This is a genomic window from Anaeromicrobium sediminis (genome assembly GCF_002270055.1).
GTDB classification, from domain to species: Bacteria; Bacillota; Clostridia; order Peptostreptococcales; family Thermotaleaceae; genus Anaeromicrobium; species Anaeromicrobium sediminis.
Map to the genome: position 1 here is coordinate 57,851 of NZ_NIBG01000015.1, position 14,428 is coordinate 72,278.

The 14,428-nt window shown below is 32.0% G+C and carries 11 protein-coding genes; all 11 read left to right on the top strand.

The features are described 5' to 3' along the window. Window positions 1-95: 95 nt before the first annotated feature. The 11 genes from CCE28_RS15240 (at window position 96) to yedF (ending at window position 14,415) form a co-directional block, all read left to right on the top strand. On the top strand, window positions 96-2,018 hold the full coding sequence (locus tag CCE28_RS15240) for a PrkA family serine protein kinase (protein ID WP_330396867.1): 1,923 nt from the start codon (window positions 96-98) through the stop codon (window positions 2,016-2,018). A 100-nt stretch (window positions 2,019-2,118) separates the two neighbouring features. Continuing rightward, window positions 2,119-3,306 (top strand): sporulation protein YhbH, encoded by a 1,188-nt coding sequence (gene yhbH, locus CCE28_RS15245; protein ID WP_095134589.1) that lies wholly within the window; start codon window positions 2,119-2,121, stop codon window positions 3,304-3,306. A gap of 11 nt (window positions 3,307-3,317) precedes the next feature. Then, entirely contained in the window at window positions 3,318-4,694 is a 1,377-nt protein-coding gene (locus tag CCE28_RS15250) for a SpoVR family protein (RefSeq protein ID WP_095134628.1), read from the top strand. Window positions 4,695-5,095: 401 nt separating this feature from the next. Then, complete coding sequence (locus CCE28_RS15255) at window positions 5,096-6,496, top strand: sigma-54 interaction domain-containing protein (RefSeq protein WP_095134590.1); 1,401 nt, start codon at window positions 5,096-5,098, stop codon at window positions 6,494-6,496. A gap of 294 nt (window positions 6,497-6,790) precedes the next feature. Then, a complete protein-coding gene (locus tag CCE28_RS15260; protein ID WP_095134591.1) occupies window positions 6,791-7,960 on the top strand; it encodes an alanine dehydrogenase in 1,170 nt (389 codons plus the stop codon). Window positions 7,961-8,027: 67 nt separating this feature from the next. Further along, on the top strand, window positions 8,028-9,437 hold the full coding sequence (locus CCE28_RS15265; protein ID WP_095134592.1) for a Na+/H+ antiporter NhaC family protein: 1,410 nt from the start codon (window positions 8,028-8,030) through the stop codon (window positions 9,435-9,437). 309 nt (window positions 9,438-9,746) lie between these two features. Then, window positions 9,747-10,772, top strand: a complete 1,026-nt coding sequence (locus tag CCE28_RS15270) for a YkvI family membrane protein (protein WP_095134593.1) — start codon at window positions 9,747-9,749, stop codon at window positions 10,770-10,772. A 179-nt stretch (window positions 10,773-10,951) separates the two neighbouring features. After that, a complete protein-coding gene (locus CCE28_RS15275; protein ID WP_095134594.1) occupies window positions 10,952-12,067 on the top strand; it encodes a PP2C family protein-serine/threonine phosphatase in 1,116 nt (371 codons plus the stop codon). A gap of 13 nt (window positions 12,068-12,080) precedes the next feature. Further along, on the top strand, window positions 12,081-13,238 hold the full coding sequence (locus CCE28_RS15280) for a DUF5711 family protein (RefSeq protein ID WP_095134595.1): 1,158 nt from the start codon (window positions 12,081-12,083) through the stop codon (window positions 13,236-13,238). Between the two features lie 9 nt (window positions 13,239-13,247). Continuing rightward, window positions 13,248-13,844 (top strand): CvpA family protein, encoded by a 597-nt coding sequence (locus tag CCE28_RS15285; RefSeq protein ID WP_095134596.1) that lies wholly within the window; start codon window positions 13,248-13,250, stop codon window positions 13,842-13,844. Then, window positions 13,828-14,415: a sulfurtransferase-like selenium metabolism protein YedF gene (yedF, locus tag CCE28_RS15290; RefSeq protein WP_095134597.1), complete on the top strand. Its 588-nt coding sequence runs from the start codon at window positions 13,828-13,830 to the stop codon at window positions 14,413-14,415. The genes CCE28_RS15285 and yedF overlap by 17 nt, the downstream gene beginning before the upstream one ends. The last annotated feature ends 13 nt before the right edge of the window (window positions 14,416-14,428 follow it).

A 14,428-nucleotide genomic window follows, 5' to 3' on the forward strand; every position in this document is an offset into this window, starting at 1 on the left:
TACAAGTAAGATTACTTAGATTCAAAAAATACATGTTTGTGTGTGGAGTGTAGGTTAGGTTTGTTTTTTAAAAAAAGGGGGGACTTCTAAATATTATGATGGAATTTTCAGAGATTATTAAAAAAGATAGAGAAGAAAGAAGAAAACAACGTTTTAAAGGAACATTTTTGGATTATCTTGAGATACTGAAAGAAAGTCCATCCACATGTATGTTAGCACACCAAAGGATGTATGAACGAATCGTAGAAAAAGGGGTAGATGTAATTAATACAGAAGAAAATCCTAGATTAAGAAGAATTTATGGTAATGATATCATCAAAAAGTACGATTTCTTTAAGGATGACTTTTTTGGTATTGATAAAAGTCTGATGAAAATTGTGAGATACTTTAAGACAGCAGCTATGAAAGGTGAAGAATCACGTCAAGTTCTTTACCTTGTGGGACCTGTAGGTGCAGGAAAATCTTCTTTGATGGAAGCATTAAAAAGGGTGTTAGAGATGGGCCCTCCTGTATATGCAATTAAGGGATGTCCTATGAGAGAAGAGCCTCTTCACTTAGTTCCAAAGCATCTTAGAGAACAGTTTGAAAATTTATTGAATATAAAAATCGAAGGAGACTTATGTCCTATTTGTCGATATAGATTAATAAATGAATACAATGGCGAATTTGAAAGAGTTCCTGTAGAGACAGTAGATTTTAGTATTCGAGGAAGGAAAGGAGTAGGGGTAGTTCCCCCAGTTGATCCTAATAATCAAGACACTTCTGTTCTTGTAGGGTCTGTAGATATATCAAAATTAGATTTATATCCTGAAGATGATCCAAGAGTATTATCTTTAAATGGAGCATTTGATGTTGGAAATCGTGGAATTGTAGAATTTATAGAGGTGTTTAAGAATGAGGTTGAGTATCTTCATACAATGATCACTGCAACACAAGAAAAGAGCATACCATCTCCTGGTAAAGGCCCTATGATATATTTTGATGGTATTATTTTAGCCCATTCAAATGAGGCAGAATGGAATAAGTTTAAAGCTGATCATACCAACGAAGCTATTTTAGATAGAATTGTTAAAATTGAGATGCCTTATTGTCTTGAATTGAATGAGGAAGTAAAGATTTATAATAAGGTTTTGAAAAAGAGTAAGTTCAGTGCCCATATTGCACCTCATACGATTGAAGTAGCCTCTATGTTTGCAATTTTAACGAGACTTACTGCTTCATCGAAAGTTGACCCTCTTACAAAACTAAAAATTTACAATGGAGAAGAAATCGTAGAAAAAGGAACTACTAAAAAAATAGATATACTAGAACTACGAGAAGAGGCACAAAGAGAAGGGATGACAGGAATATCTACAAGATTTATTATGAAAGCCATAGATACTGCAATGGCAGAAACAGAACATGACTGTATTAATCCTATTGCAGTACTAGAAGTATTAGTAAAATCAGTAAAAGAATTGTCAGTTGGCGATGAGGAAAAGAAAAAATATTTAAATTTCATTCAAAATGTTATTAAAAAAGAATACCATAAAATATTAGAAAAAGAAGTAACAAAAGCATTTATACATGGATACCATGAGCAAGCGGAGGATCTATTTAATAATTATCTAGATCATGCTGAAGCTTTTGTTAATAAGACAAAAATTAAAGATAGCAGTACAGGTGAAGAGTTAGAACCAGATGAAAAATTCTTAAGATCTATAGAAGAGCAGATTGGTATTACTAGCAGTGCGGCGAAAGGATTTAGGCAAGATGTGACGTCTTATATGTTCTATTTGATGCGCAGTGGCAGCAAAATTGAGTATACATGTTATGAGCCTTTAAAGGAAGCAATTGAGAAAAAGCTAACAACATCTGTAAAGGAATTAAGCAGAGTAATTACCCGTACGAAAGTAAGAGATAAAGATCAGAATAAAAAGTATGATGCCATGGTAGAAGAAATGAAAAGAAATGGATATTGTGACCAATGCTGCAATGTGATTCTAAAATATGCTGCAAACAATTTATGGAAAGATTAATGAATTAGATTAAAAATTAAGAATGAATAATCTTATTATTCATTCTTAATTATTCATTTCTCCACAAAATGAAGTTGGACTTTTATATGGAGGTGAGGATGTGGCTATATTTAGAGAATTTGACAACAGAGGGCGGGATCGGTCAGCAGAAGATAGAAGAAGACATAGAAAGTTAGTAGAAGATTCTATTAAGAAGAATATAGGAAATATTATTGCTGAAGAGAGCATTATTGGACAGAGTAGAGATAAGAAGATAAAAGTTCCTATAAAGGGAATTAAAGAATATCAGTTTATATATGGAAAAAATAAAAAAGGAACTGGTTCAGGAACAGGAAACGAAAAAAGAGGAGATAAAATAGGCAGCGATGATATGGAGCAAGGTCAAGGGCAAGAACAAGCTGGAAATGCAGAGGGCGAAGATATTTTTGAAACAGAGATTACCATTGAAGAGTTGATACAGTATTTATTTGATGACTTAAATTTACCTTTTATGCAGAGAAAGAAGTTTAATGAAATTGAATCGGAGAAAAATTTTAAAAGACTAGGGTATCAAAGAAAAGGAATTCCGCCAAGACTTGCAAAAAAAAGATCAGTAGTAGAGCGACTAAAAAGGAAAAAAGGTTATGAGAGAGGAAAAAATCAAGAAGTTCATAATCCTGAGCAAGTAGAGGAGAATAAAAGATTTCCATTTAAAGAAGATGACTTAAGGTATTATCGTGTAAGAGAAGATGTTAGACGTGAAAGTAATGCAGTAGTAATTTGTATTATGGACACCTCAGGTTCCATGACCCTTACCAAAAAATATTTGGCTCGAAGCTTTTATTTTCTTTTGTATCAGTTTGTAAGATTAAAGTATGTTCATGTGGAAGTTGTATTTGTAGCTCATACGACCGTAGGTAAAGAAGTAAGTGAGAAAGAATTCTTTCATAAGGGGGAATCAGGAGGAACATATATTAGTAGTGGGTATGATAAAGCTTTAGAAATAATCGAAAAAAGATATAATCCTGAAGTATGGAATGTATATGCATTTCATTGTAGTGACGGAGACAATTGGTCTCAGGATAATAAAAAGGCTGTAGAGTCAGCAAAAAAACTGTGTGAAACCTGTAATCTTTTTGGATATGGAGAGATTAAACCAGGATATTATTCACGAATGAGTACTATTAAATCTGAATTTAACATGAATGTAAAATATCCAAACTTTTCGATTGTCACAATGTCAAGAAAGGAGGATATTGTTCCTGCTCTCAGAAGATTATTGGACAAAGAAGAAGGGCTTAAGGAATAATGAATTTGCTTATGAGAGAATATACAGTTAAAGAGTTAGAAAAATGGAATAGGAAAATTGAAGAGATTGTAAATGAAGAGGGATTAGATTACTATCCTCAAGAGTTTGAAATTTGCAGCTATGAAGACATGATTTGTTATGAAGCTTATGTAGGAATGCCTTCTCACTATCCCCATTGGAGCTATGGAAAGACTTATGAAAGGAAAAAAACCCTATATAAGCATAATCTAGAAGGGCTACCTTATGAAATGGTCATAAATTCTAATCCTTGTATAGGGTATTTGATGAGGGATAATACGCTGCTTTTACAGATTCTTACCATGGCCCACGTATATGGACACAATGACTTTTTCAAAAATAATAGATTGTTTGCAGAAGGAACTCAGGCAGAGTATACCATTGAGATGTTTAAAAATCATGCAGATCGTATCAGAAGCTACATACAGGACCCTAGTATTGGATATGAGGGAGTAGAACGTGTGTTGGATGCGGGTCATGCATTAAGATTTCAAACTTCAAGAGTAATAGGACATAAAAAAATCTCAGATGAGGAGATAAAGAAAAGAATCCTTGAAAATTATTATTCGGAAATAAAGGTTACAAGTCCTCTAGATGAAAAGAAAGATATTCCTTTCCCAAATTTAGAAAAAATTCCGTTAGAACCTACTGAGGATATTATTGGGTTTATGGTAGAATATTCAAAATTAGAGGATTGGGAAAAGGATATATTAAACATTGTGAAAGAAGAGGCCGATTATTTCATTCCACAGATAGAAACGAAAATTATGAATGAGGGATGGGCAAGTTATTGGCACTATAAGATTCTAAATAAATTAGAATTACCTCCAACACTCCATATGGAATTTCTAAATCGCCATAACCAGGTAATTAGGCCATTCTTAGGACACATTAACCCTTATTATATGGGATTTAAAATTTTCAATGAGATTGAAGCGAAATATGGTAGGGATAAACTGTTTGAAGTGCGTAAAATGGAAAGAGATAACTCTTTTATTCGAAGATACCTTACAAAAGAACTTTCCAGTGAGATGAATCTTTTTCAATATGGAAAGAGAACTAAAGATTATGAGATAGAAGAAGTAGCAGATGAAGAAGGTTGGAAAGAAATAAGAAATACCTTAGCAAATAACACAGGAATAGGATCAATTCCTTTTATTAAAGTGATAGAAGTATCACCAAAAGACCAAACTCTTATATTAGAGCATGAATATGATGGAAGGGAATTAGAATTAAAATATGCTTATGAAACATTAAGATACACAGCCACCCTTTGGGGAGGAAAAGTAGAATTAAAAACTACTGTTGATAATGTGAAAAAACGTATTGTATGTGATGAAAATAAAAAGATATCTTTAAAAAGAGAGTAATGGAGCAGGGGAAAATTTCCCCTGCTTTATTTTTTACGCATCAGGAAATTGTAAATTTTAAAAATTATGGATAAGTAAAAAATAAGGGGGTGTGGGGGAAGAATTCCCCTGCCTCTTTAAAGGAGGATGCTCAGATTACGTTAGTAATCGTCGAAAGGAACCATAGGGTTCCTTAGCGAAGCATACGGAGTATGTCTTTTTTATAAGAAGCATATTTATAATCTGCTAATTTTAGAATAATAAATATAAAAGAGTAGTTAATAAATGTGTGTAAGAAATTAGTATGTTGACAAATATGTAATAGATGTTATAACATATGCTGCTTACAATATGTTAATATAATATTTATAGTATAAAAGGCAGATACATGGTGTTGTATGTGAGGAAACAAGGGGGATGCTATGAAAAGAGGAAAGCAGGATTTTTTAAAAGATATGGAATATATTGATGGTATTACCATCATTGATAGAAATGGAAAAATATTATTTTCTATAAAATTTAATCCATGGTTTCATCCGGAAATAGTAGACGGGGAAGAAATAATTGGAAAAAACTTATGTGAGGTATTTACAAATATTGACGAAGATATAAGCACTTTGTTTAAAGCCATGGAGCTAGGAAGGCCAATTCATAGGAAAAAACAGAGTGTTGTAAACATAGAAGGAACAAAGATTGTTACAATGAATACATCTTTACCAATTAAAGGGGAAGGTAAAATTATTGGGGCTATTGAACTTTCAAAGGATATTACAAAACACAAAGATAGAGATACGAATATGAACGTTATTCAAATGAATTCTCAACTCTTTACTAATACAAATGAAATGAAAAAATACTTAGGGCCTGATCGGGCAAGGTATTCTTTAGAAGATATTGTTTCAAATAATACAAAAATGAGGGAGTTAAAGTATTTTGTAAAAAAGATTGCAAAAGGAAGGTCTTCTGTTTTTATTTATGGAGAAACTGGAACAGGAAAAGAATTGTTTGCCCATGCCATTCATAATGAAAGTAGTAGACGGGATAAACCTTTTATTGCACAAAATTGTGCTGCTATTCCCGAAAATCTATTAGAAAGTATCTTATTTGGCACAACAAAGGGAAGTTTTACAGGATCCTGCGACCATCCAGGGTTATTTGAATTAGCTGAGGGAGGAACCTTATTTCTAGATGAGATTAACTCTATGCCAATTCACCTACAAGCAAAATTATTAAGGGTATTACAAGACGGATATATTAGAAGATTAGGAGATAGACAAGAAAGAAATGTAGATGTGAGAATTATTACAGCATCAAATATGAGTTTTAAGAAATGTATAAAAGAGGGATATCTTAGAGAAGATATTTACTATCGATTAGCTGCTATGTCTATGCTTATTCCACCTCTTAGAGAAAGAAAAGAAGATATTGAAATTTTGTTAAATTTTTTCATTAATAAATATAATAAATTACTTGAGAAACATATTAAGAAGGTATCAAAGGATGTATATAATGTATTGATCAATTATAATTGGCCGGGAAATGTAAGAGAATTGGAACATGTAATAGAGTATGCTATGAACATTGTTGATCATACAGCTGATGAAATAGAAATAGAACATATTGAAAACATGATGAAAGTAATAGAAGAAGACCATACCCAAGTAAATATAAGACCATTAAAGGAAGCCATATCAGAGGTGGAAAAGAAACTAATTAAAGAAGCAATTAAAAAAACAAAAGGAAATGTTTCTGAAGCTGCACGATTATTAGAAATACCTAGACAAACTCTTCAAAGAAAAATAAGAAGTTATCATATTATATAAACTTGTAACTATGAAATATTAAGAATGCTCAAAAAATAACAAATATAGTTTTAAAATAATAAATACTGCTCAAAAAATAACAAAAAAGCTGTGCGATGTGAAAAAATTGCCAGCTTTTTTAATGTATAGTTCATAAAAGACGTTATTTAATATAAAATAACAATGGTTTTTGTGATGAAAAACATTGAAATTGCTACATAATAAGAAAAAATCAAATCTTTCTCAATGGCACGAATATTGCAATATGTAAAAGTGTATATTGTAGATCTTGGATCATAGGAGGAGGAAATAGAAATGATTATTGGTGTGTTAAAGGAAATCAAAAGTGGAGAGTCACGTGTCATTATGACACCAATAGAAGCTGGAGAACTTGTGGAGGATGGACATAAGGTTCTAGTTCAAAGTAATGCGGGGGCTAATGCAGGATTTGAAGACAGCGAATATACTGCTGTTGGAGCAGAAATTAAAGAAAATATGAAAGATATTTATGAAGCTAGTGACATGGTAGTAAAAGTAAAAGAAATTGAACCCATAGAATATGGATTAATTAAAGAAGGACAGATTATTTTTGCCTGTATACATCCAGCTGCAAACAGAGAAGAGGTAGATGCTTTAATTAAAAGAAGAGCCATTGCATTTACAGCAGAGGACACCCATAGATTTGGTTCTCCTAATTGCGAAGTGGCAGGAAAGTTAGGGGCACTTATGGGAGTGCATTATCTCCTTAGCATTAATGGGGGAAGAGGACAGTTAATATGTGGCATTGGAGGAGCTCCAGGGGCTAAGGTACTAGTTTTAGGAGCAGGTATTGTGGGAAAAGGAGCAGCTCAAATTGTATCATCATTAGGAGCTCAAGTAACTCTTATGGATATTAATATTGGTATACTAAGACACAGTGAAGAAATTTTTCCTAAAAATGTGCAAACTATGTTCTCTAATCAACAGAACATAAAAAAAATATTACCTAATATAGATTTGGTAATCAATTGTGTTAAATGGCCAAAGCATAGGGAGGATCATTTAATTACCAAAGATATGTTAAAAATTATGAAAAAGGGTAGCGTTATAGTGGATGTTAGTGCAGATGTAGGTGGAGCTATTGAAACATATAGACCGACAAGTCATGAAACTCCTACCTATGTAATAGATGGAGTTATACATTATGGAGTAGATAATATACCGGGAGCTGCGCCACATACCACCTCTATTGCTTATGCGGCATCCGTTTTTCCTCATTTAAGGGCTATTGCAAATGATGGAATTGTAGAGGCTGTGAAGAAAGATGGTTATTTAAGAAGGAGCTTAACTGCTTTCAAAGGGGTACTTACTCATGAAGAGACTAGTGTTATTCAAAATAGACCATGGAAAACACCAGAGGAAGTATTAGGATTGATAGATTGTAATTATTTAGATTATGTACCAAAAGCTACAAGCACAAAGGAAAAGAAAAAAAATATAAAATAAATTATTTGTACTTATGAAAATTAAATGTCTTTGCTGGAAAATAAAAAATTAAAAGGAGAGATGTGAAATGGAGCCAGCTACAACAATGGGAATTATATCTTTATTACCAGCTACAATAGCTATTATTCTTGCCTTTAAAACAAGGAATACTGTTTTTTCATTGGCAGTGGCCATATTTATTGGTGTTTTGGCCACTGGAAAGGGATTGATGGGTTTTCCTACCATATTGAAAACTTCCCTTGGAACAACAAGCTTTTCTTGGATTTTATTGCTGGAACTGTTTATTGGTATAGTTATAGCATTCTTTCAAAGGACAGGAGCTATTCAAGGGTTTACTCAAATTATGGAAGATAAGAAATTAAGTAGGAAAAAAATTCAATTGACCGCCTGGGTAATGGGAATGTTTGTATTCTTTAGTGACTATTTCAGTCCTCTATTTGTAGGTTCAACCATGAGGAGTTTGACAGACAAAGCAAAAATATCTAGAGAAAAACTTGCATATATTGCAGATTCCACATCAGCACCAGTAAGTGTTTTAGCACCGATTACTGGATGGGCAGTATTTATTTCAGGATTATTAGTGGGCATGGGGCCAGTAGAAAATGCAGAGCAGGCCATGATGGTATTCACAAAGGCAGTGCCCTTTAATTTTTATGCAATTATTGCAGTAGTATTGGTAGGATTATTTGCAATGGGCATTATACCTGATTTTGGGCCTATGAAGAAAGCTGAAGAAAGGGCGATGAAAGAAGGTAAGGTATTAAGAGATGGAGCAGAACCTCTTTTAGGAGAAGAGTTGACGGATACACCTCCTTATGAAGGAATAAAGACCCACGTATTTTGGGATTTTATATTCCCCGTATTAATTGTTATTACTATTGCCATTGGAACTTTTATTACATTAAAGTCAGCAAAGACTATGGAGGCCTTCCTTGCAGCTGCAGTTATATTAGGTATTATTATGAGAATTCAGGGAGTACCTTTTAATGATATTATGAAGACTGCCATGTCAGGTATGAAAGGAGTTATGCCTGCAATTATTATCCTGGCCCTTTCTTATACAATTAATGCCTTAAGTAAGGAAATGGGAACAGCAAACTACATTATTTCAGTAACAGAAAGTTGGTTAACTCCAAATCTACTTCCTTTTATTACCTTTATAATTGCAGCAACGATTTCCTTTTCAACAGGAACGTCCTGGGGAACATTTGCCATTGTTATGCCTATTGCAGCACCATTAGCCTTTAGCTTTAGTGGAAACGAAGTGAGTGTGTTGGTATTAGCAACTGTAGCGGCAGTTGCAGGAGGAGGAGTATTTGGAGATCATTGTTCACCCCTTTCAGACACAACAATTCTTGCATCAACGGGAGCTGCTGCTGATCATATTGACCACGTAAAAACTCAAATTCCATATGCCTTATCAGCAGCCATATTGGCATCGATTGTATATTTAATAATTGGATTTGTAGCCATCTAAAATGGAAAAGTCTTCATGTTATAACATGAAGACTTTTTTACGCTATAGGAAATTATAAATTTTAAAAACTGTAGATAAGTAAAAAAAATGAAGGGGGTGTGAGGGAAGGATTCCCCGGCCTCTTTAAAGGAGGGTGTTCAGATTGCGATAGCAATCGTCGAAGGGAACCATAGGGTTACATAACGAATCATACGGAGTATGACTTTTTTATGGCAAGTAAGTTCATATAATATGTCCAATAGGTTTATCATAGGACAAGCTTTGTAAAGCATAAACTATGGTAGGATAAAGTCTAAGGCGGTGTTATAGGTGAAAAATATATTAAAAATAATATGTATTTATGTGGGCACTGTAATAGGGGCTGGTTTTGCTTCGGGACAAGAGATGATGACTTTTTTTAGTAGGTATAGGGAAAAGGGATTTATTGGTATATATATAAGCATAATATTTTTCACAGTAATAAGTTCTTATGTGCTAAATTATGTGTATGCCTATAATATTTATTCCTACGAAAAATGGCTAGAAAGGATAGTAGGCAAGTCCCTGTGTAGAGTATTAAATTCTATGATAATACTATTTTTATTTTCAATTTATTGTGTAATGTTAGCTGGAACGGGAACATTACTTGAAAGCTTTTTTAATTGTAGTCCCTTAGTTGGAGCTGTTATTATGAGTATCCTCCTATTTATTATTTTTGTATCTAACCTAGAAGGGTTAGGTCTGGCTAATATGATTATAGTACCAGTCATATTTATAGGAATGTTAATTTTAGGAATAAGGGCTATTGGCGTAGAAGCAGTTATAAATATACCCAATAGTATAAATATGACAGGAAATTACTTAGTATCTAGTATTTTATATGTAAGTTATAACTCTATAGGTCTGGTAGCTATATTATTTTCTATGAGACCCTTTATGAAAAGAAGATATGAAGGAATATTAGGTGCCTTAGGAGGTTCTTTAGTACTAGGAGTAATGATGTTGATAATACATAAAACTACCAACATGAATTATGCTCAGCTAAAAGGCGCTCAAATCCCCATGTTAGAAGTAGGAAAATCTTTGGGAATTGAATTTTATACTATGTATGGAATAATTTTATTAGGAGCCATGTTTACTACAGCTGCTGCAAATGGATATATAGTAGTAGATTATATGAAAAAGAAATTAAAATTAAATCATATAGTTGTAAGTGCACTCTTTTGTATTATAACAATACCCTTATCAAACTTCGGATTTAAGAGTTTAGTAAGTATTCTATATCCTATCTTTGGGTACATAGGTGTTTTTACTTTAATATGGATTTTATATAGGAAGATTAGGGTCTTATTGTAGTATAATGACTATAGAATAGGTTACCAATAATGGAAATGTAAATTTAACAGAATTAAATATTTATATATTACAATAGAACTTATAGAAATAAATTATACTGGTATAATGACCTATTTGAAGGATTAAAAACTTGTAAAGAGAACTATTTCAAATATAGAGGAACTCTAAGGAGAGTGCATATGTACAGAAAATACAAGAGAAGACTAAAAACTCAAAAGGAATTTTTTCAAGATATATTATCTAATATGACAGATTGGGTAAGGGTTGTAGATAAGGAAAATAAGGTTTTATTCATAAACGAGCCCATGAAAAAGAGCTTAGGTGATATTGTAGGGAAAGAATGTTATAGGGCCCTGAATAAAACTAGTCCCTGTAAGAATTGCATATCTAATATAGGAATTTGTAAAGGAACTTCATTTACCAAAGAAGAAATTGTGGATGGAAAGATCTATTCAGTGGTGAGTTCACCTGTTTGGGATGAAGAAAAGAAGACCTATTGTGCTGTTGAAGTATTTAGAGACGTGACGGAACAAAAGAAAATGGAAGAATTAATAATAAGTCAAAATCAAAAAATGAAAAAGGATCTAGAATTTGCAAAGAGACTACAACTTAGACTTCTTCCTAATGATGGAGAATACAATGGTTTAAAAATAGCTTCAAAATATACTCCTTCAGAACACCTAGGTGGGGATTTATTTGATGTGGTAGAAATAGATGAAGAAAATACAGGAGTGTATATTGCAGACGTATCTGGTCATGGAGTTACATCTTCCATGATGACCATGTTTATAAAACAAACTATTAAAAATTTATGTGAAAGTGCTGTAGATCCAGCATATACACTGAAAAACTTATACGGACAATATCAAGAGCTGGGAATTGAATCAGCCTACTATATAACCATTTTTTATGGTGTTTACAATAAGAAAAATAAAACCTTTAAATATGCTAATGCAGGACATAATTGTTTGCCCGTTTTAATAAGTGAAGATAAAATTAAGGAGTTAGAAATTAGTGGAATACCAATTTGTAGATTGTTTGAAGAAGTGGATTATGAACAAGATATAATAGAGTTAAAAAAAGGGGATAAAATTTTACTATATACAGATGGCATATCAGAAGCTGTTCATCCTAAAAAAGGTTTTTTTACTAATGAGAGAGTATTAAAAATTTGCCAAGAGAATAAAAAGAAGAATGTGGGCATTTTAGTGTACAAGCTTCTTAGAAAAGTGAAAGAGTATACTAATAATCAGATAAAAGATGATATTGCTATGATAGCAATGGAAGTATTGTAATTAGGGGGATCTTATGGCTAAAAAATCATTTAGATTAAGTATAACCATTTTTATTTTAGCATCTATACTTACATCTGTATTTTATAAAGGAGCAGACTGGATATTAGAAAAGACAAAGAAGCCTTTTAATTTGGAATTAGTATATACATTTGAACATGAAAATACAACTAATGTGGTGAGACCCTTTAAAAACAACATAGTAATATATGAGGACAATTATATAAAAGTATATACAAAAGAGGGACAAATAATATGCAATATCCTAGCTGAATATAAAAAACCATTTATACTTACGTCTAATAATTTATTTTTTACAGGAGACAAGGAGACTGGATATATTAGCGCAAAGGATGAAAAGGGAAATATTGTTTGGGATTATGAAGTAAAGGAAAAAATAAAATATATAACCAATGATAGCACTGGAAATATAGCTTTAATTACGGAATCGGAAAACAAGTCTAACATATTAGTTCTAAATGAGCAGGGAAAGGTAAAAGGAAGATTTTCCATAAACAAAAGTTCCGTTGTAGATATGGCCTTGTCTGAAGGTGGAGAAAAAGTAGGCCTATCCATATTGGAAATCGGTAGTTCCATGAAATCTTCAACAGCCCTTTACTGGGCAAAAGGAGGCCTTATAGGGGGACAAACCTATAATGATGAAATAATACCAAACATATTCTTTACGGAAGATGATACATTAATTAGTATAGGAGATAAGAATGTGGCAGCCTTCCATAAAAGTGGTCCCCTATGGAAAAGACCTATAGATGGAACTTTAAAAAGAGTAGCATTTAATAAAAATGGCCAAATTGCATTGAATATAACTAGAGAAAAAAAGGCCATAATAGATACAAAAAGGCAAAACTTTATATTAGTTTTAGATAAGGATAATAATGAGCAAGTTATTAGTGGTGTAAATGGTAAAGTGATAGATATGGATTTTATAGATGAAAATCTTTTCTTTTGTACAGATAGAACATTATTTTTTGTCCAAAGGGATACTATTAATAAAAATAAGTTGACGGGAAATAAAACTATAGATCAAAATGAATTGAAAGAAAAGAAAATAAATAATGATATTAAGTTCATAAAAAAATTAGATAATACGTATATTTTACTAGGATTAAAAGACAAAACTAAAGTATATGGTATAAAGTATGAGCCAAACTAGGAGGCAAAAATGAGTTTAGTAGATTCGTGTGTATTGATAGTATGTGCACTTAGTACCCTAATGGGATATTTAAGTGGCCTTATAAAGTCATTTTTTAGTATAGCTAGCTATTTCATAGCAGGATATGTGGCAAAGCTATATTATAAAAGTGTAGCTGTATATATAGTAGAAAACACTTCTATAGGTGAGAGTATAAACAACTTGGTTTCTAATAGTATAGCCACCAGTGCAGTACCTGTTATGGGAAATGCTTTAACTAATAATGTGATATTTACTACTATGACTTTGTCTATAGTAAATATTATAAGCATAATTTTAGTATTTATTATAGTAAAAATTATTCTATCTATAGCATCTACTTTATTAAATGGTGTAGCTTCATTACCCATATTAAATGGATTAAATCGTCTAGGTGGAGGAGCCTTTGGTTTTGTAAGGGGCATACTAATAATTTTTATAGTTTTTGCTGTGATTGTACCATTTAATTTAAACAAAAATGGTAAAATAGAAGATGAAATAAATAAGTCGAAATTTGGAAAAATATTATATATTAATAATCCAATTATAAAAATTGTAGAGGGGGATTTTTATGAATCAGGAAATTGATGCAAGAGGATTACAATGTCCAAAACCAGTTATAGAAACTAAAAAGATATTAGATAAATTGCAAGATGGAAGTATAGTTACCATAGTGGATAATGAAGTTGCCATGAAAAATGTAAGTAAATTAGCCCAGAGTATGGCTTATGATGTGGATGTAAAGCAAATAGAAAGTGATTATCACATAAACATATATAAGGGCAGTATGGAACCTATGGTAAATATGAGTAAAAACACTAATGGTGAGACGGTAATTCTTATAGGTGATGAAACCTTAGGACAGGGAGCTGAGGAGTTAGGAAAAATTTTAATGAAAGGATACATATACACTATTACAGAGTATGATCCTTATCCTAAATCCATATTATTTATTAATAGTGGAGTAAAGCTTACTATAGAAGGTTCTGAAGTTATAGACTATTTAAGAGGACTAGAAAAAGAAGGTGTGGAGATACTTTCTTGTGGAACTTGTCTAGATTATTATAAAATTAAGGATAAGTTAGCTGTAGGTGGAGTAACTAATATGTATACTATAGTAGATACATTACACAGTGCAAAGAATAAGGTTACATTATAGTAATATTTAATTG